Raw genomic sequence first — 25,593 nt, 5'->3', positions numbered from 1 at the left:
CCAGGGAGAACGCCGCCGTGCACAATCGGCCGCCGCCATGTCTGGCAGGGTCAGTGAGTGACGCCCAGCCGCCAGTCATTCCTCCCCATTCCACTAGCGCCCCAGAATGATCCAAGGCCGAATGATCCAAGGCCGCATGAAAGTCTGAACCTCTTCGGGAGAAACCTTCCCGTCCTTGCTTGTATCGCCGCCGGGTGACCGCGGAGCCGCGATGGCATTGTATGTGGTGCGTGGCCGTTGTACCGTGCATCCAGACAGGTGCGCAAAGTGCTCACAGCCGGAGCAGGTCCGGTTGCGTTTCAACCGTTGGACAAGTAGCCGCGGATCATGGAACTTATCGTCGCTCTTGGCCTGATCATCTTCAAAGTGGCGTTGCTGATTGCGATCCTGCTGCTGCTGCCCTTGCCGCTAACATGGGTGGAACGCAAGATCGCCGGGCACATCCAGCAGCGGATGGGACCGATGCGCGTCGGATGGCACGGGCTGCTGCAGCCGGTGGCGGATGGCATCAAGCTCTTGACCAAAGAGGACCACATCCCGGCCGATGCCGACCGCTTCCTGTTCAAACTGGCTCCAATCCTGGCGCTCGCCCCGCCCTTCGTGGTGTTCGTCGCGGTCCCCTTCGGCGAAACCGTCTCGGTCCTCGGCAACGAGATCACGCTCTACGTCTCCAACCTGAACGTGGCGCTCCTTTTCGTCTTCGCCGTGATCGGCCTGGAGGTCTACGGCATCATCTTCGGCGGCTGGGCCGCGAACAGCAAATACGCGGTCCTGGGCAGCCTCAGGACCTGCGCGCAGATGATCAGCTACGAGATCCCGATGGGGTTCGCGGTCATCGGCGTGGTAATGATGGCGCAGTCCATGAGCCTTCTGGACATCGTGCGAGCCCAGGCCGATGTCTGGAACGTCGTCTATCAACCGGTCGGTTTCTTCGTGTTCTTCGTCGCCGGGCTGGCCGAAGCCCAGCGCATTCCCTTCGATCTGGCGGAAGCGGAAGGCGATCTCGGGGCCGGATTCCATACCGAATATAGTGGCATCCGCTTCGCGTTCTTCATGGCAAGCGAATACGCCATCATGCTCCTGGTGTCGGTCCTGGTCGTGATCCTGTTCTTCGGCGGCTGGAACGGCGTGCTACTGCCATTGCCGCCGCTCGTCTGGTTCGTGCTCAAGGTGGCGTTCTTCGTCTATCTGTTCATGTGGCTTCGCTTCACCCTCCCCCGCTATCGCTACGACCAGCTGATGGCGATCGGATGGAAAGTCTTGCTTCCTTTGTCGATGGCGAACATAATTATAACTGGTATTGCTTTCTCTTAGGGCCGCAGCGGCCCAGCAATTCAAAGGCTGCAGCGGTACCTGTGCGTCCGAATAGACGCATGATGCTGAGAGCGAGGCGGCGATGTCGCGCGCACGGAACACAATTGGGACATGGATCGGTTGGGCGTTTTTTGCTGATCTGGCGAACGGCCTAGCGCTGACTTTCGGCTATATGTTCTCCAGATCCGTGACCATGCAGTATCCGGACAAGGAGAAATGGCTGCCTTATCCGCGTTATCGCGGGCATCACTTCCTGAAGCGCGACGAAGAGGGCGAGATCAAGTGCGTGGCCTGCGAGCTCTGCGCGCGGATCTGTCCCTGCTACTGCATCGAAGTCGTCCCCTACGAGGACGAGAAGGGCAACCGGCGCCCGGCCAAGTTCGAAATCGACACGGCCCGCTGCCTGTTCTGCGGGCTATGCGAAGACGCCTGTCCGGCGGATGCGATCGCGCTTGGTCAACAGTATGAATTCTCAAGTTTTTCCTCGCGAGATCTGGTGATCGGGCGCGACAACCTGCTCACCAAACCAGGCAAGGCGGCGACCGGCGGCGGCGTGGTCGCTGCGCGCCTGAACACGAAGAAGGATGTGCTTGTGGAGACGAACGAGCCACAGGGTTACAACTGGTGGCGGAATATCCGGCGAACGTGAACGCCTGCCAGCTGTCAAACCGGGGCGCTTGGATAGGAGGCTCAGATGTTTGTCGGCGAAATCGTGAGGAACAAGGGGGTCGGAGTCATCGCGGTCAGTCCCGATCAGACGATGGTGGAAGTCCTGCGGCTATTTCGCGACAACAATATAGGCTTTGTGGTCGTCAGTCCCTTACCCGGGGAATACATGGGCACGCTTTCCGAACGCGATTGCTGCAATGCCGTGGCGGAATACGGGCCTGAGGCAACGATGATGCGGGTCGGCGACATAATGAACCGCAGCGTGGCGACCTGTTCGACACAGGATTTGCTGCCCTTTGCGATGGCGATCATGACCCAACGGCGTACACGCCATGTGCTGGTCACGGATGGTGACGTCGTTGTCGGCGTGGTCAGCATCGGCGACGTGGTCAAGCATAGGCTCGACGAAGCATTGCGCACGGAGCAGGAGCTGCACGATTACATTTGCGGGGTCAACTATCATTGACAAGACTGCAGCGGCGCGCGTCTGTCGAGGCGCGCAAGGGTCGCGCTCGCGATTCAAGAGAGGATGCGCTCGGTGTGCGATGCAGGGTCAGGGTAAGCCACCGGCCATGCCTTGGTCGACATCCTCAGCGCTCGCCGCCGTATCGGGTGAGAGGGATGATCCCGAAGATGCCCTTGCTTCGTGAACCTCCACCGGACATGGATATTCTCCCCGCCGCATCAGGCTGTTGAGGCGCAGGTCCCTGTAGTTTTCGGGAACAAACACGAGGCCCCTCGGAAAGCGCCGGTTGACCTTGAGCGTCGCCGTCAGTTCGCCATGAGCGGACTGCACGAGTACCTGATCCTGATCGGAAAGGCCAAGCTCAGCGGCATCCTGCGCGCTCATCTCGACATAGGGGTCATCCGCGATCGTATTCAGGATCTCCGAGCGTTCGGAAAGATATCCGTTGTGAAACAGGCCGTTGCCGGTGACCAGCACGAGTTGGTTGGTTGCTTTCGCGGTAGGTGGTGCCGCGAAGAACTCATGAGCCGGTGGCGTCGGGGCCGCTTTTGTGAAGGCGCCGTCTGCGCCAAGCCCATCCGGCGTCAAACCCTGATAGGCCGGAACAAGCCAGGCGATCTCGTCGAAAATCTCGCCCTGCGTCGATGGCCGCAGCGCTTGATTGCGGAGCGCCGCGACGAAGTCGAAAACCGCCAGATTGCCCCGCGCGTCGAAGGCGGGCTCGCGGAATTTGCTGATCTTCTGCGTCCGGCCCTCGTTGTTGGTAAACGTGCCGGATTCCTCGCCGTAACCCGCCGCGGGCAGCACGACGTCGGCCAGACCCGCCGTTTCCGTGAGAAAGCTGTCCTGCACCATCACGAGGTCGGCGGCGCCAAGCGCCCGTGTCACGAAATCCCTGTCGGGATAGCTGACTAGGGGGTCGGTTCCGGCGATGTAGAGCGCGCCCATCCGGCCGCCGACGCAGAGCTCCAGCATTGCGTCGAGATCCGCGCCCGGTTCAGACGGGACTTCGGCGCCCCAGCTCCGGGCGAGCGCTGTGCGCGCCGCGTCATCGGATACCGCCCGCAGCCCCGGCAGAGCCGCCGGCAGGACTCCCATGTCCCAGGCACCCATCTGGTTGGCACGGTCGAAAAGGAACTGCATCGCCACGTCCTTGCCGAGCAGGCGAAGAACCTGGAGCAGATTGTTGAGCTGTTGCAGTGTGGCACGCGCTTCAGGTGATCTCAGGAGGTCGACGCTGACAAGCAGGGTGACGCTGCGGCCTTCCTTAAGCGCCGTGGCCAGACGATCCGGTCCGTCACGGCCGGTGATCGCCGCCTGACCGCCGACTACCGCACCGATGTCCGCAAGAACGTCGCCCGGCAAGCTCTGATCAGCCGTTGTCATGAGCGCGGCGACCACAGCTGCAAGGCTCGCCGCTTCTCCGCCAGGAGGGACGCGAACCACCGCCCTGGCATCGGCTTCCAGACGGGATGGCCGCGCCGAGAGCATGAGCAATCCGGTCTGCCGCCGGCGCGCGGCGTCGCGCAGCAGGTATTCCGTGACCGGGTTCTCCTCGGTCACGTTGCCGCCGACGACCAGCACGCAGTCGTTGCCGATGACCTCGTCCAGCGGCGCGCGGGTATGGAAACCGGTAACCAACGGCCCGAGCGCATCGAAGGGCGTGGACCAGCGCGTCGAACAGTCGATGTTGTTCGTCCGGAACACCGTCCGCATCAGCTTCTGGAATTGGTAGAGCACCTCGTTCGAAAGGCGCGGCGAGGCCAGTCCGCCGGCAACCTTGTCCTCGACGGCCGACAGTCGCCGGCGCAGATAATCCCCAGCCTCGTCCCAGGAAACCGGAACGAGGGCGCCGTCACGGCGGATCATCGGCCGCTTGATCCGGTCCCGGCTCTCAATGAAGTCGAGGCCGAAGCGCCCACGCGCGCAGAGCGTTTCGCGGTTGACCCCGTGCTCCTGCTTCGAGCGGACCCGCATGAACTCGCCCTTGCGCGCGCCGACGGTCAGCTGGCATCCGGTGCCGCAATGCGGGCAGACCGTGTCGGTCTCGGCCAGATCCCAGGGTCGCGCCTTGTAGCGATAGGGGAAGCTCATCAGCGCGCCGACCGGGCAGACCTCGACGCAATTGCCGCACTGGTCGCAACTCGCGAGGCTGCCCTCGAAGCCGGTGACGGCGGTATCCATGCCTTTTTCGACGGTGCCCAGAGCGACCGCGCCGACGACTTCCTCACACATCCGCACACAGCGCTGGCACTGGATGCAGCGGTTGACGTTCATGATGATGACCGGGCTCAGACGGATGTCCTTCGAGTGGAACACTCGTTTGGGATCGTGGAACTCGCTTTTGCGTGGCCCGTATGCCATCACCATGTCCTGAAGCTCGCACTCGCCGCCCTTGTCGCAGATCGGGCAGTCGAGGGGATGGTTGGCGAGCAGCATGTCGAGCATGGAAGAACGCGTTTCGTCGATCTGAGGCGTGTTCGTCCGCACCACCATTCCGTCGGTGACCACGGTGGCACAGGACGGCTGCAATCGCCGCAGCCCCTCGATCTCGACCAGGCACATGCGGCACGAGGCCAGCGCCGGCAACCGCTTCAGATAGCAGAAGGTCGGGATGTCGATGCCCAAGCGTTCGGCAGCCTGCAGCACTGTGGAGCCAGCCTCAACTTCCAGCGTCTGTCCGTCGATGGTAATGCTAACCATAGTTCCTCGCAGCCCATCCTTCAGTGGAACGGGCACCTCCGCTCCTCGATATGGGTGACGAATTCGTCGCGGAAATGCTTAAGGGCGGCCCGCAAGCCCATGGCCGCGCCGTCGCCCAAGGCGCAGAACGTGTTACCGAAAATGCCTTTGCAGAGCATCTCCAGCTGTTCCAGATCGCCCGGCTCGCCCTCCCCGGCCTCGATCCGGCGCAGGACCTTCACGACCCAGTTCAGTCCCTCCCGACACGGCGTGCACTTGCCGCAGGACTCGTGATGGAAGAACTCGATGATCCGGGTGGCGACCTTGACCATGCAGGTGGAGTCGTCGACCACGATCACGCCGGCCGAGCCGAGCATCGATCCGGCGGCGGCCAGCGAGTCGAAATCCATCCCCACTTCCAGCCCGGGCTCCGGGATGACCGGCGCCGAAACCCCGCCCGGGATCACCGCCTTGATCCTGCGTCCCGGCAGCGGACCGCCGGCGTGGTTCTCAACCAGTTCCTTGAGCGGTATGCCCATCGGCAACTCGTAGAGGCCGGGTTTGCGCACCTGCCCGCTCACGCAATAGAGCTTCGGACCGGGGCTCTTGTCCGGGCCGATGCCGCGAAACCAGGCCGCCCCGCGTGTCACGATGTGCGGCACGCAGGCGAGCGTCTCGACATTGTTGATCACAGTAGGGCTGGCGTAGAGCCCGGCCACGGCCGGAAACGGCGGTTTCAATCGCGGCTGCGCCCGCTTGCCCTCGAGCGACTCGAGCATCGCGGTCTCCTCGCCGCAGATATAGGCGCCGGCGCCGCAGTGGATGTGGACGGTAAAGTTGAAATCCGATCCAAGAATGCTCCTTCCCAGATAGCCCTTTTCATGAGCCTCGACGATCGCCTGCTCCAGGCGACGGATAGCAGCCACATATTCTCCGCGGACGTAGACATAGGCGGTTTCCGCCCCGATCGCGTAGGCGCTGACCGCCAGCCCCTCGATGAGCTGGTGCGGGTCGCGCTCCATGATGATCCGGTCCTTGAATGTGCCAGGCTCCCCTTCGTCGGCGTTGCAGCACAGGTATTTCGGCTTGTCGGCCCCTTTCGGCACGAAACTCCATTTCATGCCGGTCGGAAATCCGGCACCGCCGCGACCGCGCAGGTTGGATTGCTTGACGAGCTCCACGACCTCGTCGGGCGTGTAGTCGGTAAGCACCTTCGCCAGCGCCTTGTAGCCGCCGCCGGCTTCATAGGTCGACAGCAAATGACCGTCCGGCATGTCGACATTCTTGAGAAGAACCGGCTCGAACATGGCGCTATTCTCCCGGTGTTCCTGCGGCGGTGAGATCGGGGCCGGTCGCTTGCCGCACCGTCGCGCGCAGCCTGTCCAGCAGCGCGTCGACCCGGGCAATGTCAAGGTCGCCGTGATAATCGTCGCCGACCTGCATCACCGGGGCCATCTCGCAAGCGCCGAGGCATTCGACGGTCGAGAGCGTGAACAGCCCGTCCGTGGTCGTGCCGTCCTTCTTGATCCCGAGGACATCCTCCAGATGCCCCAGCAGGTTATCGGAGCCGCACAGCATGCAGGAGACATTGTCGCAGAGCTGCAGATGGAACATGCCCACCGGCTCGGTATGGAAGAGGGTGTAGAAGGTCGCCAGCTCGTAGACCCAGATCCGCTCGACGCCGAGGATGTCGGCGACCTCTTCCAGCACCGGGCCGGGCAGATGGCCATGTTCCTTCTGCGCGATCAGGAGCGCGGGCATGATCGCCGAGCGCTGGTCGGGATACCGCGCCGCCGCCTGTTCGATCTCTTCGCGCATGGTCATCGCGTTCAAATCTCCTGCTACTTGTCCACCTCCGCCATGACAGGATCGAGACTGCCGAGCACGGCGATCATGTCCGCCAGGTAGTGGGCGTTGGTGACCCCGAAGAGTGCCTGAAGGTTGACGAACGAAGGTGCCCGCACCTTCATGCGAAAAGGTTTCGGCGACCCGTCGCTGATGATGTAGAAGCCGAGTTCGCCCTTTGGCGCCTCGATCGCCGAATAGACTTCGCCCTTCGGCACATTGAAGCCATAGGCCGACAGGTCGAAATGCTGGATCAGCGCCTCCATCGAGCAGTGCACCCGCTCCTTGTCCACCGGGAAGGCGATGGTCGGCATGTCGATCTGGAACGGCCCCTCGGGCATCTGGTCGAGACATTGCTCGATGATCCGGACGCTTTCGCGCATCTCCTCGACCCGGCATTGCCAGCGCGCATAACAATCGCCCTCGTCGCGGGTAATGACCTTGAAGTCGAGCCGATCGTAGATCTCGTAGGGCTCGTCGCGCCGGATATCCCAGTCGACGCCTGAGGCGCGCAGGTTCGGGCCGCTCAGTCCAAGATCAATGCCGTCCTCGGCGGAGATCACCCCGATCCCTTGGGTGCGCTTCAGGAACACCCGGTTGTTCTCGAGCAGCCGCTCGTAATCGCGGATCCGGTTCGGGAAGATGTCGCAGAACTCCCTGATCTTCGAGAAGAAGCCGTCCGGAAGGTCCTCGCGCACACCGCCAACCCGGCAGAACGAGGTGTGCATCCTCGCCCCGCTGACCATCTCCAACAGGTCCATGATCATTTCGCGCTCGCGCATGGCATAAAGCAGCGCGGTCATGGCGCCGAGATCCATCGGCAGGGCGCCGGTGATCAGGAGATGGCCGGAGATCCGCGCGAGTTCCGCCATGAGCACGCGTATATACTGCGCGCGGATCGGCGCTTCGATACCCAGGAGCTTCTCGACTGCCAGCGCGAAGGCCAGGTTGTTCGAGGGCGGGCAGACATAGTCGAGCCGGTCGGTGAGCGGGAATATCTGGGTGTAGGTGAAGCTCTCGGCCAGTTTTTCGGTGCCGCGGTGCAGGTAACCGATATGCGGGTCGACGCGGGAGACATACTCGCCGTCCAGCTCGAGGACGAGCCGCAACACTCCATGCGTGCTGGGATGTTGCGGGCCGAGATTGAGAAGCACCTCCTTGGTGTCGATTGCCTCGCCTTGCGGCCTCGTGAGCTCAGTGACTTCGGTCATCTCACATTTCCCGGTGTCGAGCGGCCTCCGTTAAACCAGTTGATACGGGATGCGGGCGGAAAACCGCACACACTTTTCCTCATCCCGCTCTAGGGGATGTCCTTGGTGGCAAGGTCCGGCTGGGTCGGCGGTGTGCCTTCGGCGCCGAACGGGTTCAGCTCGTCCTTGTAGCCCCGGAGCGGAAAATCCTTGCGCTGCGGGAAGCCCTCGAACCCTTCCCACATGTAGATCCGGCGCAGGTCGGGATGGCCTTCGAACCTGATCCCGTACATGTCCCACGCCTCGCGCTCGTGCCAGTTGGCGGTGCGCCAGACCCCCGTCACCGAGGGCACCCGCGGCGGGTCGCCGAGGCGGCACTTGATCCGAACGCGCCATTTGTTCGGCAGCGAATAGAGGTGGTACACCGCCTCATATCGCGGTGCCTCGGGGTGGTGATCGACCCCGCAAATGTCGGACAGGAAATCGAACCGCAGCGCCGGGTGTTCCTTCAGGTATCGGCAAAGCTCGACGATCTTGTCGGGCGGAGAGGCGAAAGCGTGAACCCCATGCGAGAAGCCGAGCTCTTCGATTGCCCCTCCAAAACGTTCCGTGATCAAGGTGCGGATGAGAGAGGTCTCCGCGCTCATGGCAGGGCGATCCTCTCCAGCGGCGTCCCGGCAAGCGCCCTGGACTTCTTGATCTTCTCCTGAAGCAGAAGGAAGCCGTGCATGAGCGCCTCGGGCCGCGGCGGACAGCCGGGCACATGCACGTCCACCGGCACGAAGGTTTCCGCGCCCTGCACCACGGCATAGGTGTTGTAGACCCCACCCGAGATGGCGCAGGTGCCCATGGCGATGACCCAGCGCGGCTCCGGCATCTGGTCGTAGAGCCGGCGCACCACGGGCGCGAACTTCCGGGTTATGGTGCCGGCGATGATCATCACGTCCGATTGACGCGGCGACGGCCGGAACACCACGCCGAAGCGGTCGAGATCGTAGCGAGCGCACCCCGCGGAGATCATTTCGATGGCGCAGCAGGCAATGCCGAAGGTCTCCGGCCACAGCGCCGATCTTCGGCCCCAGTTGATGATGCTGTCGGCCGTGGTGAACAGAACGCTGTCGCGGATCGCGTTGTTTACGCCTCCCATTCCAGCGCCCCTTTCAGCCAGGCGTAGGCGAAGCCCACGATAAGCAGCAACATGAAGACGAACATCTCGACATAGCCTACCAGCCCGATCTCTTTCAGGACGACAGCCCAGGGAAAGAGGAACATCGCCTCCACATCGAAGACGACCAGCAGGATCGCGAGAATGAAGAACTGCACCCTCAGGCGGCCGCCAGCGGCCTCGCCCGCCGGGTCCATGCCGCATTCATAGGGCATGTTCTTCGCGGGATAGGGATTGGACGGGCGCAGCAGCGAAGAGACAAAAAGCGTCGCCAGCGCCACCAGAACAATTCCAGCGACCATGAAAAGAACCGGCAGGAATTCCATTGGGGTCATAATTCCGTCCCCGTCACCCACCAACAGCGCCGCGCGTCTTCTTGGACGCGCAAAGGGCCTTGCTCGCGCCGAGACGGCCCAATTCGGGACCGGTGATGCGGTCGCCCGGAAAGCCGACTTGGGCAATCCTTTCTTGACCACTCAGTCTATTCCGCCGGGCGGATCATTGCAAATCCAATCGATTAGCCGCCGAAAACCGAACGTTGAGCAAGCCCCAGAAACCACGCCGGAAACAGGCCGATGCCGATGGTGCCGGCGGCGGTGAAGGCGAGCGTGGCGCGGACCAGGGGCGTCAACGCCGGCTCGAACGTTCTCTCCGGCTCGCGCATGTAGATCACCATGACAATGCGGATGTAAAAGTAGGCGGCGACGGCACTCAGCAGCACGGCAATCACCGCCAGCATGACAAAACCTTGCTCGACAAGTGCTACCAGCACGTAGAACTTGGCGAAGAACCCCGCCGTCGGCGGAATGCCGGCCAGCGAGAACAGAAAGAGCAGCATCAGAAATGCCAGGCCGGGATACGACTTGGCGAAACCCGCGTAGTCTTCGATGACCTCGCCCGAGAAATCGCCGTTCCGCATCATGATGACGGTGCCGAAGATGCCGAGATTCATGAAAGCGTAGATCAGCAGATAGAACATCACGCTGGCGATGCCGTCCTGACCGCCGGCCACCACGCCGAGGATGGCGAAGCCGGCATGGGCGATGCTCGAATAGGCGAGGACGCGCTTGAAATTATCCTGCACCAGCGCCACGAAACTGCCGAGCGCCATGGTCACCACCGCAATCACAGCGACGATGACCCAAACGTCCGAGGCTGCGACCAGAGGGTTGAGGAACACGCGCAGGATCACCGCAAAGCCCGCCGCCTTGGGGCCGACCGACATGAAGGCGGTGATCGTCGTCGGCGCGCCTTCATAGACGTCCGGCACCCACATATGAAACGGCACCGCGCCGACCTTGAAGACCAGCCCGGCAACGATGAAGACCACCGCCAGCAACAATCCCGGATCGAGCGGATCGCCGCTCACCGCCGCGGCCATCGCGTCCAGTTGTGTGGTGCCGGTAAGGCCATAGACCAGCGAAACGCCGTAAAGAAAGATCCCGGTCGAGGCTGCGCCAAGGATGACGTATTTCAGCGCCGCTTCATTGGAACGCCGTTCTCCCCGCAGGAAGCCGGTCAGCACATAGGTGCAGAGCACCATCAGTTCGAGGCCCACATAGATCGACAGGAGATCGGTCGCCGAGGCCAGGATCATCATGCCCGAAAGTGCGAAGAGCAGCAGGACATAGTATTCGCTGCTCCCGATCCCTTCTATGTCGGCATATTTTCGCGAAAGCAGGAATGTGAGGACGGTCGCCAGGTAGAACACGAACTTGAAGAATACCGCGAAGCGGTCGGCGATGAACATGCCGGTGTAGGCCGGCCGCACTTCGCCCGCCAGCATGAGTGTGAGCAAGGCGGCAATCAGCACCACCGCGACGGAAGCCCAGACAAGGAAATGTTCCCGCCCCTTCGGCACAAGCTGTCCCACGATCAGCAGAACGCAGGCCCCGGTGACCACGACGATCTCGGGCAGGCTTGCCAGAACCGACTGGAAAAGCTCGGTGGCGGTCATTGGCCGCTCTCCCTGTCATGCACCTGCGTCAGCAGGTGTTTCACCGAGGCGTCCATGACGTCGAGAAAGGGTTTTGGATAGAGCCCGACCCAAAGCACGAAGACGGCGAGCGGCAGGATCGCCGTGATCTCGCGACCGTTCACGTCGCGTATCTTGAATTGGGCGCGGACGCTGACCGGACCAAGCGCGACCTTCCTGTACATGCCGAGCAGGTAGGCCGCGCCCAGCAATGCACCGAGCACGGCGGCAGTGCCGACGGCGAGGTTTGCCGCAAACCCGCCCGACAGCACGAGCAACTCGCCCACGAACGAATTCGTTCCCGGTAGCGCCATCGACGACAGCGTGAACAGCGCAAGGAACGCGGTATAGACTGGCGCCACCTTCATCAGCCCGCCATAGTCGGCAATGCTGCGGGTATGGGTCCGTTCGTAGATCAGGCCGACGAACAGGAACAGAGCACCGGTCGTGACGCCGTGATTGAACATCTGCAGAATGCCGCCTTCGAGCCCGCGGAGGTTCAGCGCGAAAATTCCCATGGTGACGAAGCCCATGTGGCTGATGCTGGAATAGGCCACCAGTTTCTTCAGGTCGTCCTGCGCCAGCGCGAGAAACCCGCCATAGACGATCGCGAGCGCCGAAAGCGCCAGCATCAGCGTAGAATAATACACCGACGCCTCCGGCAGCATCGGCAGCGAGAACCGCAGGAACCCGTAGGCGCCCATCTTCAGGAGCACGCCGGCAAGAATGATGCTGCCCGCCGTCGGCGCCTGCACATGGGCGTCCGGCAGCCAGGTATGGACCGGAACCATCGGCACCTTGACCGCAAAAGCGATCAGGAAGGCGAAGAACAGCCAAGACTGTACCTGGAACGGCAAATCCTTCGCTGTCAGGGCAAGAATATCGAAGGTTTCGCCGCCCTGGAAATAGAGCACGATGACGCCGACCAGGAACAGGAGGCTGCCCGCCAGCGTGTAAAGAAAGAATTTGAACGCCGCATAGACCCGACCGTCGCCGCCCCAGACACCGATGATCAGGTACATCGGGATCAGCATCGCCTCCCAGAAGACGTAGAACAGGAAAAGGTCGAGCGCGCAGAATACCCCCAGCATCAGCGCCTGCATGGCGAGCAGACTGATCATGAACTCCTTCACCTTGCGGTCGATAGCGACCCATGAGGCAAGCACGCAAATCCAGCCCAACAGCGCGGTCAGGAACACGAAGAGCGCGCTGATCCCGTCGACGCCGAGCGCATAGGTGATGCCGAGCGCGGGCACCCACGGGCGCCTCTCGGTGAACTGCATCTCATGGGTCGTGGTGTCGAAGCCGGCCAGCATCGCGATCGAGAGAGCGAAATCGAGAACGGTGAAACCAAGCGCCGTCCACCGGACCGCATCGTCGTTGCGCAGAAACATCAGCAGCGCCGCCCCGGCGACCGGCACGAAGACGATGAGGCTGAGCAGTGGGACCGTCATCGCACCCCCTATTGCCACGCAACGGCGAAAATGGCCGTAGCCGCGATCACACCGGCGATCATCGCCAGCGCGTAATGGGTCACGACGCCGGTCTGGAGGCGCCGCAACGTCCCGCCGCCATTGAGGATCGCGCGGGCGACGCCATTCACGACGGCATCCACTGCGTTGAGATCGACCCGCAGTCCTGTCCGCGCGGTCCCGTGCAGGAAGGGCAGCGCCGCGGTCTCGGATACGTTGCTGACCGCCTTCTCGTAGCGTGCAAGCGGTTTTTCGGCGAGCCACATAAAGGTTCGCGCGCCCTTGCGGTAGAACCAGTCGGTGTCGATGCTGATCGTGTTCTCCGGATCAAGCGCCCTGAGGAACAGCACGAATCCCAGTGCGGTGAACATCAGCACGCCGAGGCTCTCGGTGACATGAACGCCGGTATAGGGTTCGAAGTCGACCGGATAGGGAAGAAGCGCGTAAAGTGGCTGAGGGAAAACCCCGATAGCGATACAGAGCGCCGCCGCCATGCCCATTGCAACCAGCATGTTGCCGGGCGGCTCCCGCGCCTCCAGCTTCCGGTCCGTGCCGAAGAACATATAGTACGGGAGCTTGAGCCCCGTGTGCAGGAACGTCCCGGACGACGCCATCGTAAGCGCTAGCAACACCAGCGCGCGGTGATCCTGCCCCGCAGCGGCAACCACCATCGACTTGGTGACGAAGCCCGAGAAGAACGGAAATGCCGAGATCGCAAAGGCGCCGACCATGTAGAGCGCCACCGTCAGCGGCATCTTTCTGTAGAGCCCACCGAGCTCGGTGAGCTTACGCCGCCCGGTGACGTGGATCACCGCGCCGGCCCCCATGAACAGGAGCCCCTTGTAGAGGATATGCGCGAAAGCATGACTGGTGGCTCCGTTCACCGCCATTTCGGTACCAATGCCGACGCCGGCCACCATGTAGCCCACCTGGCTGACAATGTGATAGGCGAGAAGCCGCCGGCTATCGTTCTCGAGCACCGCGTAGACGACGCCGTATAGCGCCATCGCGGTGCCGAGCCAGACCAGCAGTTCGGTGCCGGGAAACGCTCGCGCCAGCACATAGACGGCGGTCTTGGTGGTGAAGGCGCTCATGAACACCGCCCCGGTGACGGTCGCCTCCGGATAGGCGTCGGTGAGCCAGGCGTTGAGCGGCGGCACGGCTGCATTGAGCAGGAACCCGGCGAGAATCAGATAGGCGCCGGCGCCCATTCCTCCCCCGATTGGGCCTCCTTCTATCGGACCGAAGAGTAGCGAGCCCGTGGCGAGCCCGTGGAGAACGATGCCGCCCAACAGGGCGACGCCGCCGGTGATATGGACCATGAGGTAGCGGAACGCAGCGCGGGTCGCGCGCTCGCCTCCCTGGGCGAAAACCAGATAGGCAGAGGCAAACGCCATGCCCTCCCAGAACAGGTAAAGGGTCAGGTAGTCGCCGGCAAACACCACGCCGAGCGCACTGCCGACATAGACGAATGCCGCCACATGCTGGCCGGGGCGCGTCAGGTGCAGCGCATAGACCATGCCGATCAGGGCCATGATGGTGAAAACGGTGGCAAAGATGATCGTCAGCCTGTCGATCTTCGCAACGAGGATTTCCTGCCCGATAAACCGCGCCGCTCCGTAGCTGCCTGGTTGCACGGTGAGCACAGCAAGGATCGCCAGCACCGGGATCAGCACCAGATAGGCCTTGCGGATCGTCCCTTTCAGGAAGGGGATCGGCACGGCGCCAAGAATGAACAGCAAGGCGGGATGGACAAAGTCAGTCATAATAGTCCTCGCGCCGCATGAGTCCGCCCTGATGGCCGAGGAACTTGGAAACGAAAATCAGCAGCACGCAGGAGCCGAAGCCGTAGACGGCCGACCAGCCAGGCAGGCGCTCCCACAGGTATTCGGCATGTTCGCGGGAGACGAGAAAGTCGGCGACGACGATCAGGACGAGCACCAGATAGAACAACCGACGCCGCCGTGTCGCATGGGTCTCGTCGCCAAAGAAACCGACGATGCGCTCGATCATCTGACCACTCCTTCCGCCAAAGCGAGGAAATAGCCGGGGAAGACGCCCATCAAGACCGACAGAACGGCGGTCGCGACCAGAGGGACCGTCACCAGCGGAATTTCGCGGATAGTCGGCGGACTCTCCGGCGCCTCCGCCCCGAAAAAGGCGACGTAGCTGACCGGCAGGAAGTAGGCGGCGTTCAGGACCGAACTCGCCAGCAGCACGATCAGGAACGCGATCTCCCCCGCCTGAACCGAGCCGAGTGTCAGATACCACTTACTGACGAAGCCTGCGGTCGGCGGCACCCCTATCATGCTGAGCGAGGCGACGAAGAACGCCCCCATGGTCCACGGGAGCCTCCGGCCGATACCGGCCATGTCGCTGATGTTTCGCTTGCCGGACGCGCAATAGATCGACCCGGCGCAAAAAAAGAGAGTGATCTTGGAAAAGGCATGCGCCGCGATGTGGATGATTCCGCCGACCATCGCGACCGGCGAAAGGAGCACCGCGCCCAGCACCACGTATGAAAGCTGGCTCACCGTCGAATAGGCGAGCCGCGCCTTCAGGTCGTCGCGCGTCAGCGCGTAGACAGACGCCATCAGGATGGTGAACGAGACGAGATAGGCCGTCGCGATGCCCAGTCCCAACCCGCCCACAAGCCCCACGCCGAAGACATGGAACACCACCCGCAGCACGCAGAACACGCCCATCTTGACCACGGCGACCGCATGCAGGAGCGCGCTGACCGGTGTCGGCGCCACCATCGCGGCAGGCAGCCAGGCGTGCATCGGCATCACCGCGGCCTTGGCGAAACCGAAGAGATAGCAGAAATAGACGACCGTCAGCAGCGGCGCCGACGCATCGGCCTTTCCCAGCAGCCCCCCCGCCACGAAGTCGAGCGAACCCGCGATATGGTAGGTCAGCGCCAGCGCGGCAAGTAGCACGCTTTTCGATGCGCCCATCAGGTAGACGAGGTATTTGCGGCTGCCGGCCCATCCCTCCTCGTCCTCGTGATGGTAGACGAGCGGGTAGGTCACGAGGCTCAAGACCTCGTAGAAGATGACCAGCGTGAACAGATTGGCGGAGAAAGCGCCGCCGACGGCCGCCGCGAGGCTTGTGGCGAAACAGGCGAAGAATCGGGTCTGCGCGTGCTCGTTCAGGTGCCGCATGTAACCGATCGAATAGATCGCTGCCACGATCCACAGCAGCGACGAGACGGTGGCAAACACCATGCCGAGAGCATCGACCCGGAAGGCGAAGTCGATCCCCGGCAGAAACTCGAACAGGCGCAATTCGACCGTTCCGCCTGCGAGCACCGTCGGCGCCATCGAGGCGACAATTGCGAACATGACGATCGCGGCCAGTGGCGAGACCAGATCCCGGAGTTTCTCGCGCTTGTTCAAAAGGAGAACTGCAAGGGCCGCCAGACCTGCGACGGTGACGGCAGCCAGCGGCCGGATTGATATCACCGGGTCCAAGCCGCTATCCTTTCATCACGGTCACGTCGTCGACCTTGAGGGTGGATTTGTTCCTCACGAGGGCGACCAGGATGCCGAGGGCGACGGCAACCTCCGCTGCAGTGGTTGCGATGACGAAGATCGCAAATATCTGCCCGCGAAAATCGGCGTAGTAGCGCCCGAAAGCGATGAAATTGATGTTGACCGAGTTGAGCAGCAGCTCCAGCGACATCAGCACGATCAGGATATTACGCCTGACCAGCACGCCCGCCGCTCCGATCACGAAAAGGACCACTCCGAGCAAAACATACCACCACAGTGGAACCATCACCCCGACTCCTTCCGTGCCAGCATGATGGCGCCAACTAGCGCCGCCAGGAGGATGACGGAGGCGACTTCAAACGGCAGGAGATAGTCGGCGAAGAGTGTCGTGCTGAGCGCTCTGATCTGATCGCCGCCGCGTGCGGCGGCGGGCTCTGTCGCCGAAAAGCGGTCGCTCCAGAGCACCAGCACGAGCATCTCGATGCCGAGCAGGACGAGCAGCACCAGAGCTGGCAGGTTTCGGCCCGGCAAAAACCTCTGCAGCACCGCTTCGCGCACGTCGATCATCATGATCACAAACAGGAACAGGACCATGATCGCGCCGACATAGACGAAGATCTGGATGACGGCGAGCAACGGCGCCCCAAGCAGGACGAAGAGCGCCGAGATCTGCAGGAAACAGGCCATCAGTGCCAGCGCGCTGTGGACCGGATTGCGCGCGAGAACCACAGTCAGGGCCGTGATCACGGACACCGCAGCGAACAGAAGAAAGAACCCCTGGTCCATCGACGCCGACCCTCCGACGCGAACTGTCGCCCGGCGCGAGACGGCCGGATCTTGGATAGCGCCGCACCCACAAATTGTGCCCTAGTATCGGAGGTTCCACAAGATTATTCATCGGTGGTGTCGACGGTCTGCCTGATCAGCGACAACGACGTTGCCGCGGCGTCGCTGCGTTCCTCGGCGACGATCAGGCATGAAGCGCGCCGAACTCGCCTGTCATGCCTGATCGACTCGAACAGTATCAGTTGGAGCGTGGGCGGTCGGTGTCGGCCGCATTGGCCAGATACTGGATCACCAACGCATAGAATACAAATGCCGAGGCGGATCCAAGAACGCGTCCCCTCAGGAGTTGCAGGACACCGATCCCGGCCAGAGTCGAAGCCAGCATGGGGCTCCGCAGGAGTCGATGAGCGGCGTAAGCGTGCCAGAGAATTCGCTGGCGGTCCGAACGCCTTGCCTCGCACCGCCTGCAGAAGGGCGAGCCCGTCGAGCCCCACGCCGATACCCCCAAGAACACCGACATCGCCGCCGTGCTTCACCACTTGTTCGAGGGAGCGAGCACTGACCGTGCGGGACCGTGTCCTACGGAGTTCGAAGATGCGGCGCGCGGCGACATCGGCGCTGAGCGCGTCGATATCGCCGGAGGCCAAATGATATGCTGCCGGGGGGATTGGTCCGCAGGTTGCCGACAATCCCGTTTCCGGCGAGATCCCGGGCAACGTCCTGGAAGAATAACGGATCGCCGCGCTTTGAAGGAACCTTCAGGCGGACGCGTCCGGGCGACTGATGTTCGAGAAAGGCGAGCGGCAGCATGTCGTCCATCTCCCCTAATGTATGTTTCCTCAAATCGGAGCCGATTTAAGGGATAAAACATGCAGAAATTCAATGTGCTACAGCGACCTTTGCGCGTCTGAAAGGACGCGCGGCGCTGGACGGTAACCAACACGGACGGATCGGAGTATCGTCGGATACTCACGCTTGGCCGGGCGGCAGCGCCCACCCGAACAACTTGCATCAGAGCAGCTCTTGCCATGCTTGTTGATTGGGCGGTTGTCGAGCGTTGAAAGATTTTTCCCGCGACGACCCAAAAGACGCGTCGATGCAAAAAGAGGTTGAGCCATGGCCCCGGATCGTATTCGATCACTTGACACCCTAACCCCATCCTCCTCTCCCGGCACTATTCCGCCGCTCCGTGCCGAAGATGCCCTGCGACGTCGGCTGAAACGCAATCGCGCCCTGGCGACATCCCTTCTCATCGGCATGGGCGTCGTCTTCATTGGAACACACTTCATCGCCGCTCCCGGCTTCTCGATCGGACTTCTGCGCGCGACGAGCGAGGCCGGAATCGTCGGCGGTCTTGCCGACTGGTTCGCAGTGACCGCGCTCTTTCGGCACCCGCTAGGCCTCCCCATTCCGCACACGGCTATTGTGCCTAAGAGCAAGGAGCGCATCGGACAGACCCTGGGCCGTTTCATCGAACGACACTTCTTTACTCAGGAGGTGCTGATAAAGAAGTTGCGCAACGCTCACGCGGCGCAGCGTTTTGCGACCTGGCTCTCGGCCCCGGCGACTGCACCGGTCATCGCCAATGCTGTCGTCGCCGCAATGCCATATCTCGTTCGCTCATTGGACAGCCACGATCTGCGCGAGTTCGTCCGCCGGACCCTGGGCAAGCAGATTCGGCAAGCCGACATCGCGCCGGTGATAGGACGCGCGATTCACATGATTACCGAAAGCGGCGAGGCGGATGTCCTGTTCGAGCGCACCCTTGGTGTTGCCGCCCGATGGTTGGAAGAGAACCGCGACCAGATCTATTCCCTCGTTCAACAACGCAGTCGCTGGTGGATACCGCGGACCATAAACCGAAAAATTGCCGACGCGATCATCACCGGTTGTGCCGATCTCCTCAACGATTTGCGGGAGCCGGAGAGCGAGATCCGGCTGAAATTTCGCCAAGCACTCGCCGGGTTGATCGATGAGCTCCTCAACTCCTCGGAGCAGCGCAAGCAAATCAACGCTTCCAAGAATCGTATCCTCGATCACCCGGATGTTAAGGCATGGGTCGCGGCGGTGTGGCGCGAGACCTCACGGGTGACGCTTGAGGATCTGTCGCAGCCAAACTCAAAAGCGCGCGCAGCCGTTGAGAAAATCTGCATGCTCATCGGCAGGACCCTTGCGAACGACAATGCGATGTCGAGACACATCGATGAATTTCTGGAGGAACTTGCCGTCTATTTGGTTTCTTGGCGTCACGAGATCGGTGCATTTGTAGCGGAAGTGGTCAGAAGCTGGGACAGCCCAACGCTCGTCGAGCGCCTGGAACTCGTCGTCGGAAGCGATCTCCAATACATCCGCATGAACGGTACGATCGTGGGCGCCCTGGCTGGCTGCCTCATCTTCCTCGGCTCGCAGTTGATCGGTTGACGGTAGGCGGGGATGCCCGCGCGGAAAAGCGCCAGCGCTCACTGTAGTCAACCCCGCCAAGATCATCCGTAGCCAGAAAGATGTCGGCAGTCTCGCGCGCCGCCGAGAACCCGCCAAGACCTATGGCAATCCCGACATCGGCAGCGCGCGAGGCCGGACTGTCGTTGATGCCGTCGCCGATCATCGCCACCGTAGCCGCTGATTGCTGCAAGGCACGAATGACCTTGAGTTTCTGCGCGAGACAGACGCGGGAGAACGCGTGCACCCGGCGCAAGGTGGCGGTCAACTCCTGTGCCGTCATACTATCGAGTTCCTCGGCGTCGTTGATTTCGATATTGTCCGCACCATTGACGCCGACCTTTTCGGGGGCCGCCGCCCGTAAGAATGATCGTCTGGAGCCCGGCCTGATGAAGCGTCGCCATCAGGGCGTCCACACCCGGACGGACTGGATCAGCCAAGCCGACAAGACCAACCCATGTCAGGTCCGTAACCGGCAGTTCTGTTGACCTTCGGGCCTCCGCTGATGATCGGTGACGCCCGGGCGAGGTGTCCTCCTTGCCCGGAACAGACTCTCCGTGCATGCAAGCACCATTGGCCTCTGATTGTGGCATACGACCATCCCCCCCCCAGCCGCTTCCTGCCGGCGGTGATGTACAATCTGTTTTTTCCTATTTCACGCCGCTACGATGAGGCTTTCGACGCCTGACGGCGAGTGCCCGTATCAGCGGGCTCACGCGCCCCATTGGACCAGCTGCCATCTCCGCGCGCGCGTCAGCCACGAGATCCTCATAGCCCTCGCCCAGTTCCGCCGCAGCTATGCGTCCTTGATCGTAGGCGACAAGGCCCGGCCTTGATGATCGGCCTTGCGATGGGAACCGAATGGAGGATGCAGGTTTTCGCTCCTCCCTCGCAATTGAGGAACGGCCGCCGACGGCCATCATCGTGACCGACGCAGCGAAGCCACGCCGGAGATCGTCGCGGTCGTTCCCCGCTGGACCAACGGCCCGTCGACCTTGATCGTCATCGGGCGCGGCCTCTTACCGTGGATCGCCATGTCGATCAGGATTTCAGCCGCCTTCTGGCCCATTTCGTAGTTCGGCAGCACCAGTGTCGAAAGCGGCGGATGGGTGTAGCGCGCGAGTTCCTGATCGTCATAGCCCATCACCGACAGGTCCTCCGGCACGCGCAGCCCGCGCTCCGAGGCTGCTTCAAGCACCCCGATTGCCATCAGGTCGTTGCCGCAGAAGATCGCGGTTGGCGGATTGTCCATCGCAAGCAGGTCGAGGCCTGCCTCGTAGCCGCGCAATGGCAGCCAGTCGCCGTCGCGCACCAATGTCTCATCGAAGGCGATGTCGGCGGTGGCGAGCGCCTGCTTGTAGCCTTTGAGCCTGTCGATCGCCGCGTCCATCCACGGCTCGCCGTTGATAAAGCCGATGCGTCGGTGACCGAGGGAGGTCAGATGCGCGGTTGCGGCGAAGCCGCCGGCGACCTCTCCCGGCACGATCGCCATATGCTGGCGCGGCTCGGCATAACAATTCAACAGCACCGTCGGGATATCCGCCAGCTCGCGCGGGACGCTCACCCGGCGGGTGAAGATGGTCGCGTAGATGACCCCGGCGATTGCCGGATCGCGCAAGATGGCGCGCAGCACCGCGCTTTCAAGATCGGGATTGGAGCGGGTCGCATGGGCGGAGACGAGCAGTCCCTGCTCGAAGGCGTAGTCGCGAATTCCGTCGAGGCTGACGACTGGATGCGGGCTGGTCGATATCTCGTCGACGATGAAGGCGATCGTGTCCTTCTCGATCGCCGGTGCCCGGGCGAGGTCCTGACGTGTGTTCGGCAGCCGGTAGCCGATCTTCTGCGCGGCTTCGCGCACACGGGTCCTCGTTTCTGCCGAGATGCGGGCACCAGACATTTCGTTGAGCACGAGGGATACGCTCGATTGCGACACGCCGGCGATGCGCGCTACGTCCGTCATCGTCGGCCGGCCGCCGCTCGTTTCTTTCGGCGACGCGTTGCGTCCGTTGCCTTTCGCCATTTCGGCCCCCTGTCGGCGCTGCAGCGCCGCATTGATTTTTGCAAGTGCTAATAACTTTAGCCTTGACTGCTAATATTATTAGCGCAAGGTTTGCCCATGTGAAGCACAAAGTGCTCGCATCCGGTAGAGGAGTACCGGCAAACCGGGAGGAGAGAACACGATGAACAGGATCTCACGTCGCGCCTTCATGCTTGCCGCCACGGCGGCCGGCGCAATCGCCGTCGCCGGCACGGTTGCCTTCGCTGAGCTGCCCAAACTCGCACAGAAGGAAACCTACAAGGTCGGCTTCGCGCAAACGGAGTCCAACAATCCCTGGCGCATCGCCCAGACCAACAGCATGAAAGCGGAGGCTGAGAAGCTCGGCCATCAGCTCGTCTACACCGATGCCGCTGGATCCGCCGCCAAGCAGGTGGCCGACGTCAACTCGATGATCGCTCAGGGCGTCGACCTGATCTTCCTGGCGCCGCGCGAAGAAAAGCCGTTGATCCCGGCCGTCATGGCCGCCAAGAAGGCTGGCATCCCCGTCATCTTGCTCGACCGCAGCGTCGACCCGTCGCTTGCCAAGGCCGGTGAGGATTACGTCACCTTCATCGGCTCGGATTTCATCGAGGAAGGGAAGCGCGTTGCCGAGTGGCTGGTCAAGAATGCCAACGGCAAGTCGAAGATCATCGAGCTTGAAGGCACGACCGGCTCGTCGCCCGCCAATGATCGCAAGAAAGGTTTCGACGAAGCGATCAAGGCGGCGGGCGGCTTCGAGATCGTTGCCTCGCAGACGGGCGATTTCGCACGCGACAAGGGTAGGCAGGTCGCCGAAGCCCTGCTGCAGGCACATCCGGATGCCGACATCGTCTATGCGCACAACGACGAAATGGCGATAGGTGCGATTGCGGCAATCGAAGCGGCGGGCAAAGTCCCGGGCAAGGACGTGCTGGTCTTGTCGATCGACGGCGGCAAGGAAGCGGTTCAGGCCGTAATCGATGGGAAGATCGCTGCGGTCGTCGAATGCAATCCGCGCTTCGGGCCCAAGGCCTTCGAGACGATGCTGCGCTATGCCAAGGGTGAGAAGATCGATCCCTGGGTCATAAACGAGGACAAGTTCTACGACTCGTCAAACGCGGCTGCCGAACTCGCCAACGCTTACTGACATCCGCCTTCCAGGCCGGAGCAACAATGCCGCTCCGGCCGGTGGCGAGCTGCTGCAGCGATCTTTGCCCACCAATTCAGACGCGCGGCGCTCTAGGCGTGGTACAATCAGCGATGCCCAGGCTCAATTATCGGCGGTCCGCGGCAGAAGACAGATCGGCATCCGGAGGGACTTATGCTTCTGTCCATGCAGGGCATTTCCAAGTCGTTCAACGGCATTCCCGCGCTTCGCTCGGCCTCTCTTGACGTGGGCGAAGCCGAGGTGATGGCGCTTGTCGGGCAGAACGGCGCAGGCAAGTCGACACTGATCAAGATTCTCACCGGCGCTTACCGGCGCGACGAGGGGACGATCGTCTTTGCCGGAGAGGAGGTCGCCTTCTCCATGCCAGCGGAAAGCCAGGCCCGGGGCATCGCGACGATTTACCAGGAGATCAATCTCGCCCCGCAGCGATCCGTTGCAGAGAATATCTATCTGTCGCGCGAGCCGCGGCGCTTCGGCTTGATCGATCGCTGCGCGATGCGCGAGGGTGCCGCTGCGGTGTTGCGGAACTTCAATCTGGAGATCGATGTCGACGCACCCGTCGCTCGCTTCAGCGCTGCCACCCGGCAAATGGTGGCGATCGCGCGCGCCGTGACGCAAAGGGCGCGGCTGGTCATCATGGACGAGCCGACCTCGTCTCTCGATGAACGGGAAGTGGCCATTCTTTTTGACACGATCCGAACGCTGAAACGGGACGGCGTCTCGGTCATCTTCATCGGCCATCGCCTCGACGAGCTCTACCGGATTTGCGACCGGGTCGCGATCATGCGTGACGGCAAGACCGTGGCCACCAGCGCGATGGCGGACATGCCCAAGCTGGCACTGGTGCGGCACATGCTGGGAAAGGAACTTGCAGCCTTCGAAGCGATCGCCAAGGACGCCGACGAGGGCACGCGGAGGCCGGTGCGGCTGTCGGTGCAGAATGCAGGATCCGGCGTCCGTGTCCGGGACGTCAGTCTTTCGGTCCGCGAAGGCGAGATCTCCGGACTTGCCGGCCTGCTCGGCTCCGGCCGCACCGAAACCGCCAATCTGATCTTCGGCGCCGACCGCCTGGAACGCGGCGAAATCCGGTACAACGGCCAAACGCGCTCCTATCGCCAGCCTGCGGACGCCATCGCCGACGGCATCGGCCTCGTCGCCGAGGATCGGAAGGTCGACGGCATCATCCCTGACATGAGCATCCGCGAAAACATGACGCTCGCGCTTTTGCCGAAGCTGAGCCGCGCCGGCATCATTGATCGTGCGCGCCAGGATGAAATCGTCGAACGCTACATTACCGCGCTCGGGATCAAGTGCGCCTCGCCGGACCAGCCAATCAAGGAACTCTCTGGAGGCAACCAGCAGAAGGTCCTGCTTGGCCGATGGCTCTGCACCGACCCGAAGCTGCTGATCGTCGACGAACCGACCCGCGGCATCGACATCGGCGCGAAATCGGAAATCCTCCGCCTCTTGCGCCGGCTCGCTGACGAAGGCCTCGGCGTACTGATGATTTCCTCCGAACTCGAGGAACTGCTGGCCGCGGCCGACCAGGTCACCGTTCTCAGCGACGGGACGTCGGTCGCCGTACTGCCGCGCAAGGACCTAAGCGAGGCGGCGCTCTTTGCCGCCATGGCGCACCAGGTGGAATAGCATGACGACGATCGAGACACAGGCTGCCGCAGACGCAGTTCCCTCCGGCAAACGTTTCTACACACTCGCCGGACGTTACGGCACATTCGCCGCCTTCCTGGCGCTGATCCTTTTCAACGTCGTCTTCACTCCGAACTTCCTGTCGCTGCAGACGCTCAACGTCAATCTCACCCAGGTCGCCACCATCGTCATCGTCGCCACCGGCATGACCCTGGTGATCGCCACCGGCGGCATCGACCTCTCCGTCGGCTCCCTGATGGCGATCGCCGGCGCGCTCGCGCCGATGATTTTCATGGGAACGCTCTTTCCGATATCGAACATGCCGGTCGCGGTCGCACTCGCGCTCGTTCTGCCGGTCGTCGTCACCGGCCTGCTTGGTCTCTTCAATGGTTTCCTGGTAACCCGTTTCGCAATCCAGCCGATCATCGCGACCCTCGTGCTCTTTATCGCCGGCCGCGGCATCGCCCAGGTGATGACCAACGGCAACCTGCAGGTTTTCAGGAACGAAGGCTTCCAGTTCATCGCAATGGGACGCGTCGCCGGCATTCCTGCGCAGGTGATCCTGATGGCGGTGATCGCAGCGATCGCCTGGGCCGCGATCCGCTATACGGTTTTCGGGCGGCAGATCATCGCGGTCGGCGGCAATGAGAAGGCAGCCCGGCTGACCGGCATGCCCGTCCCGCGCGTCAAGCTCATCGTCTACATGATCAGTGGCGCGCTTGCCGGGGTGGCCGGGCTGATCGTCGTCGCACGCAATTCCGCGAGTGACGCGAACCTCGTCGGCCTCGGCATGGAACTCGACGCGATCGCCGCGGTCGCCGTCGGCGGCACGCTGCTCACCGGCGGCCGAGCGAATGTCATCGGAACGGTGGTCGGTGCCCTGGTGATCCAGCTGGTGCGCTACACCCTGCTTGCCAACGGCGTGCCGGACGCCGCCGCGCTGATCGTCAAAGCGGCCCTGATCGTGCTCGCGGTGTTTATCCAGCAGCGCGCCGGCAAGTCATGAACGAGGTAGGTCGTGAAGGAGAAATGTCGATGGACGCATTCCTCAAGGCTCTAGCGCCCAGATCCTCCGGCGACATGGCGCGTCTAGGCGTGATCCTGGCGCTGTTCGGCCTGATCCTGTTCGGAGCGCTGCGCTACGACAACTTCCTGTCTCAGTACAACATATTGAGCTTCCTGCGTTACAATTCGATGTTTGCCCTGATCGCGCTCGGCATGGCCTTCGTCATCATGACCGGCGGCATCGATCTCTCCGTCGGCG

Annotated in this window: 25 protein-coding genes and 1 pseudogene; 8 read left to right on the top strand and 18 right to left on the bottom strand. The window is 62.4% G+C overall.

Features of this window, described 5'->3' with window-relative positions; all coding sequences use genetic code 11:
* Positions 1–327 precede the first annotated feature (327 nt).
* From nuoH to QN219_RS24635, 3 genes are all read left to right on the top strand, one after another.
* Entirely contained in the window at positions 328–1,314 is a 987-nt protein-coding gene (gene nuoH / locus QN219_RS24645) for an NADH-quinone oxidoreductase subunit NuoH (protein WP_173512080.1), read from the top strand.
* 82 nt (positions 1,315–1,396) lie between these two features.
* Positions 1,397–1,963, top strand: coding sequence for an NADH-quinone oxidoreductase subunit I (locus tag QN219_RS24640; protein WP_284002701.1), 567 nt, complete (start codon positions 1,397–1,399; stop codon positions 1,961–1,963).
* Positions 1,964–2,008: 45 nt separating this feature from the next.
* Complete coding sequence (locus tag QN219_RS24635) at positions 2,009–2,449, top strand: CBS domain-containing protein (RefSeq protein WP_284002699.1); 441 nt, start codon at positions 2,009–2,011, stop codon at positions 2,447–2,449.
* A gap of 87 nt (positions 2,450–2,536) precedes the next feature.
* Here QN219_RS24635 and nuoG read toward each other — a convergent pair whose 3' ends face one another.
* The 15 genes from nuoG to QN219_RS24560 all read right to left on the bottom strand — a co-directional run bounded on the left by nuoG (position 2,537) and on the right by QN219_RS24560 (position 17,443).
* On the bottom strand, positions 2,537–5,152 hold the full coding sequence (nuoG, locus tag QN219_RS24630) for an NADH-quinone oxidoreductase subunit NuoG (protein WP_284002697.1): 2,616 nt from the start codon (positions 5,150–5,152) through the stop codon (positions 2,537–2,539).
* A 20-nt stretch (positions 5,153–5,172) separates the two neighbouring features.
* Positions 5,173–6,438, bottom strand: a complete 1,266-nt coding sequence (gene nuoF, locus QN219_RS24625) for an NADH-quinone oxidoreductase subunit NuoF (protein ID WP_284002696.1) — start codon at positions 6,436–6,438, stop codon at positions 5,173–5,175.
* Positions 6,439–6,442: 4 nt separating this feature from the next.
* Complete coding sequence (nuoE, locus tag QN219_RS24620; protein ID WP_284002695.1) at positions 6,443–6,955, bottom strand: NADH-quinone oxidoreductase subunit NuoE; 513 nt, start codon at positions 6,953–6,955, stop codon at positions 6,443–6,445.
* A 17-nt stretch (positions 6,956–6,972) separates the two neighbouring features.
* A complete protein-coding gene (gene nuoD, locus QN219_RS24615; RefSeq protein WP_284002694.1) occupies positions 6,973–8,187 on the bottom strand; it encodes an NADH dehydrogenase (quinone) subunit D in 1,215 nt (404 codons plus the stop codon).
* An 89-nt stretch (positions 8,188–8,276) separates the two neighbouring features.
* Positions 8,277–8,813 (bottom strand): NADH-quinone oxidoreductase subunit C, encoded by a 537-nt coding sequence (locus QN219_RS24610; RefSeq protein ID WP_284002692.1) that lies wholly within the window; start codon positions 8,811–8,813, stop codon positions 8,277–8,279.
* Positions 8,810–9,313, bottom strand: coding sequence for an NADH-quinone oxidoreductase subunit NuoB (gene nuoB, locus QN219_RS24605; protein ID WP_173512072.1), 504 nt, complete (start codon positions 9,311–9,313; stop codon positions 8,810–8,812). Before nuoB ends, QN219_RS24610 begins: the two co-directional genes overlap by 4 nt.
* A complete protein-coding gene (locus tag QN219_RS24600) occupies positions 9,301–9,666 on the bottom strand; it encodes an NADH-quinone oxidoreductase subunit A (RefSeq protein ID WP_269286113.1) in 366 nt (121 codons plus the stop codon). The genes nuoB and QN219_RS24600 overlap by 13 nt, the downstream gene beginning before the upstream one ends.
* 182 nt (positions 9,667–9,848) lie before the next feature.
* Entirely contained in the window at positions 9,849–11,288 is a 1,440-nt protein-coding gene (locus tag QN219_RS24595) for an NADH-quinone oxidoreductase subunit N (RefSeq protein ID WP_284002691.1), read from the bottom strand.
* On the bottom strand, positions 11,285–12,760 hold the full coding sequence (locus QN219_RS24590) for an NADH-quinone oxidoreductase subunit M (protein WP_284002689.1): 1,476 nt from the start codon (positions 12,758–12,760) through the stop codon (positions 11,285–11,287). Before QN219_RS24590 ends, QN219_RS24595 begins: the two co-directional genes overlap by 4 nt.
* An 8-nt stretch (positions 12,761–12,768) precedes the next feature.
* The gene (locus tag QN219_RS24585) at positions 12,769–14,544 is read right to left on the bottom strand and encodes a Na(+)/H(+) antiporter subunit D (protein ID WP_284002688.1); all 1,776 of its coding nucleotides are present in this window, start codon (positions 14,542–14,544) and stop codon (positions 12,769–12,771) included.
* Positions 14,537–14,791, bottom strand: coding sequence for a hypothetical protein (locus QN219_RS24580; RefSeq protein WP_284002687.1), 255 nt, complete (start codon positions 14,789–14,791; stop codon positions 14,537–14,539). The genes QN219_RS24585 and QN219_RS24580 overlap by 8 nt, the downstream gene beginning before the upstream one ends.
* A complete protein-coding gene (locus QN219_RS24575; RefSeq protein WP_284002686.1) occupies positions 14,788–16,251 on the bottom strand; it encodes a monovalent cation/H+ antiporter subunit D family protein in 1,464 nt (487 codons plus the stop codon). Before QN219_RS24575 ends, QN219_RS24580 begins: the two co-directional genes overlap by 4 nt.
* A gap of 4 nt (positions 16,252–16,255) precedes the next feature.
* The gene (gene nuoK, locus QN219_RS24570) at positions 16,256–16,558 is read right to left on the bottom strand and encodes an NADH-quinone oxidoreductase subunit NuoK (protein ID WP_173512065.1); all 303 of its coding nucleotides are present in this window, start codon (positions 16,556–16,558) and stop codon (positions 16,256–16,258) included.
* Positions 16,558–17,058, bottom strand: a complete 501-nt coding sequence (locus QN219_RS24565) for an NADH-quinone oxidoreductase subunit J (RefSeq protein ID WP_284002685.1) — start codon at positions 17,056–17,058, stop codon at positions 16,558–16,560. Before QN219_RS24565 ends, nuoK begins: the two co-directional genes overlap by 1 nt.
* Positions 17,059–17,296: 238 nt before the next feature.
* A complete protein-coding gene (locus QN219_RS24560) occupies positions 17,297–17,443 on the bottom strand; it encodes a hypothetical protein (protein WP_284002684.1) in 147 nt (48 codons plus the stop codon).
* A 731-nt stretch (positions 17,444–18,174) separates the two neighbouring features.
* Here QN219_RS24560 and QN219_RS24555 point away from each other — a divergent pair.
* Positions 18,175–19,479: a DUF445 domain-containing protein gene (locus tag QN219_RS24555; protein WP_284002683.1), complete on the top strand. Its 1,305-nt coding sequence runs from the start codon at positions 18,175–18,177 to the stop codon at positions 19,477–19,479.
* Here the strand turns inward: QN219_RS24555 and QN219_RS24550 are convergent.
* The 3 genes from QN219_RS24550 to QN219_RS24540 all read right to left on the bottom strand — a co-directional run bounded on the left by QN219_RS24550 (position 19,448) and on the right by QN219_RS24540 (position 21,517).
* Positions 19,448–19,780, bottom strand: a complete 333-nt coding sequence (locus QN219_RS24550; protein WP_284002682.1) for an HAD family hydrolase — start codon at positions 19,778–19,780, stop codon at positions 19,448–19,450. The two genes, QN219_RS24555 and QN219_RS24550, sit on opposite strands and share 32 nt — an antisense overlap.
* A 367-nt stretch (positions 19,781–20,147) precedes the next feature.
* Positions 20,148–20,417, bottom strand: a complete 270-nt coding sequence (locus QN219_RS24545; RefSeq protein ID WP_284002681.1) for a DUF5132 domain-containing protein — start codon at positions 20,415–20,417, stop codon at positions 20,148–20,150.
* Positions 20,417–21,517 (bottom strand): LacI family DNA-binding transcriptional regulator, encoded by a 1,101-nt coding sequence (locus QN219_RS24540; RefSeq protein ID WP_284002680.1) that lies wholly within the window; start codon positions 21,515–21,517, stop codon positions 20,417–20,419. The genes QN219_RS24545 and QN219_RS24540 overlap by 1 nt, the downstream gene beginning before the upstream one ends.
* Positions 21,518–21,677: 160 nt before the next feature.
* Here QN219_RS24540 and QN219_RS24535 point away from each other — a divergent pair, with 160 nt between their 5' ends.
* The 4 genes and pseudogenes from QN219_RS24535 to QN219_RS24520 all read left to right on the top strand — a co-directional run.
* On the top strand, positions 21,678–22,661 hold the full coding sequence (locus QN219_RS24535; protein ID WP_269286128.1) for an ABC transporter substrate-binding protein: 984 nt from the start codon (positions 21,678–21,680) through the stop codon (positions 22,659–22,661).
* A gap of 174 nt (positions 22,662–22,835) precedes the next feature.
* Entirely contained in the window at positions 22,836–24,329 is a 1,494-nt protein-coding gene (locus QN219_RS24530; RefSeq protein WP_284002679.1) for a sugar ABC transporter ATP-binding protein, read from the top strand.
* Position 24,330: 1 nt separating this feature from the next.
* Positions 24,331–25,335 (top strand): ABC transporter permease, encoded by a 1,005-nt coding sequence (locus QN219_RS24525; protein ID WP_284002678.1) that lies wholly within the window; start codon positions 24,331–24,333, stop codon positions 25,333–25,335.
* 29 nt (positions 25,336–25,364) lie between these two features.
* Positions 25,365–25,593: pseudogene (locus tag QN219_RS24520) on the top strand (ABC transporter permease); the annotation flags it as partial.

This window comes from Sinorhizobium sp. 8-89, from assembly GCF_030124325.1.
GTDB lineage: Bacteria > Pseudomonadota > Alphaproteobacteria > Rhizobiales > Rhizobiaceae > Sinorhizobium.
The sequence above is the reverse complement of the archived record's forward strand: the minus strand, read 5'-3'. Positions and strand labels throughout refer to the sequence as shown.

What these genes read in the sequence shown, in the direction of transcription:
- nuoB (WP_173512072.1), bottom strand. Translation starts at nt 9,313, where the DNA reads ATGGGAGGCGTAAACAACGCGATCCGCGACAGCGTTCTGTTCACCACG.
- QN219_RS24580 (WP_284002687.1), bottom strand. Translation starts at nt 14,791, where the DNA reads ATGATCGAGCGCATCGTCGGTTTCTTTGGCGACGAGACCCATGCGACA.
- QN219_RS24545 (WP_284002681.1), bottom strand. Translation starts at nt 20,417, where the DNA reads ATGGCCGTCGGCGGCCGTTCCTCAATTGCGAGGGAGGAGCGAAAACCT.
- nuoE (WP_284002695.1), bottom strand. Translation starts at nt 6,955, where the DNA reads ATGACCATGCGCGAAGAGATCGAACAGGCGGCGGCGCGGTATCCCGAC.
- nuoF (WP_284002696.1), bottom strand. Translation starts at nt 6,438, where the DNA reads ATGTTCGAGCCGGTTCTTCTCAAGAATGTCGACATGCCGGACGGTCAT.
- QN219_RS24585 (WP_284002688.1), bottom strand. Translation starts at nt 14,544, where the DNA reads ATGACTGACTTTGTCCATCCCGCCTTGCTGTTCATTCTTGGCGCCGTG.
- nuoG (WP_284002697.1), bottom strand. Translation starts at nt 5,152, where the DNA reads ATGGTTAGCATTACCATCGACGGACAGACGCTGGAAGTTGAGGCTGGC.
- QN219_RS24600 (WP_269286113.1), bottom strand. Translation starts at nt 9,666, where the DNA reads ATGACCCCAATGGAATTCCTGCCGGTTCTTTTCATGGTCGCTGGAATT.
- QN219_RS24550 (WP_284002682.1), bottom strand. Translation starts at nt 19,780, where the DNA reads ATGACGGCACAGGAGTTGACCGCCACCTTGCGCCGGGTGCACGCGTTC.
- QN219_RS24555 (WP_284002683.1), top strand. Translation starts at nt 18,175, where the DNA reads ATGGCCCCGGATCGTATTCGATCACTTGACACCCTAACCCCATCCTCC.
- QN219_RS24595 (WP_284002691.1), bottom strand. Translation starts at nt 11,288, where the DNA reads ATGACCGCCACCGAGCTTTTCCAGTCGGTTCTGGCAAGCCTGCCCGAG.
- QN219_RS24525 (WP_284002678.1), top strand. Translation starts at nt 24,331, where the DNA reads ATGACGACGATCGAGACACAGGCTGCCGCAGACGCAGTTCCCTCCGGC.
- QN219_RS24590 (WP_284002689.1), bottom strand. Translation starts at nt 12,760, where the DNA reads ATGACGGTCCCACTGCTCAGCCTCATCGTCTTCGTGCCGGTCGCCGGG.
- QN219_RS24560 (WP_284002684.1), bottom strand. Translation starts at nt 17,443, where the DNA reads ATGCTGGCTTCGACTCTGGCCGGGATCGGTGTCCTGCAACTCCTGAGG.
- QN219_RS24640 (WP_284002701.1), top strand. Translation starts at nt 1,397, where the DNA reads ATGTCGCGCGCACGGAACACAATTGGGACATGGATCGGTTGGGCGTTT.
- nuoH (WP_173512080.1), top strand. Translation starts at nt 328, where the DNA reads ATGGAACTTATCGTCGCTCTTGGCCTGATCATCTTCAAAGTGGCGTTG.
- nuoK (WP_173512065.1), bottom strand. Translation starts at nt 16,558, where the DNA reads ATGGTTCCACTGTGGTGGTATGTTTTGCTCGGAGTGGTCCTTTTCGTG.
- QN219_RS24535 (WP_269286128.1), top strand. Translation starts at nt 21,678, where the DNA reads ATGAACAGGATCTCACGTCGCGCCTTCATGCTTGCCGCCACGGCGGCC.
- QN219_RS24540 (WP_284002680.1), bottom strand. Translation starts at nt 21,517, where the DNA reads ATGGCGAAAGGCAACGGACGCAACGCGTCGCCGAAAGAAACGAGCGGC.
- QN219_RS24530 (WP_284002679.1), top strand. Translation starts at nt 22,836, where the DNA reads ATGCTTCTGTCCATGCAGGGCATTTCCAAGTCGTTCAACGGCATTCCC.
- QN219_RS24610 (WP_284002692.1), bottom strand. Translation starts at nt 8,813, where the DNA reads ATGAGCGCGGAGACCTCTCTCATCCGCACCTTGATCACGGAACGTTTT.
- QN219_RS24565 (WP_284002685.1), bottom strand. Translation starts at nt 17,058, where the DNA reads ATGGACCAGGGGTTCTTTCTTCTGTTCGCTGCGGTGTCCGTGATCACG.
- nuoD (WP_284002694.1), bottom strand. Translation starts at nt 8,187, where the DNA reads ATGACCGAAGTCACTGAGCTCACGAGGCCGCAAGGCGAGGCAATCGAC.
- QN219_RS24635 (WP_284002699.1), top strand. Translation starts at nt 2,009, where the DNA reads ATGTTTGTCGGCGAAATCGTGAGGAACAAGGGGGTCGGAGTCATCGCG.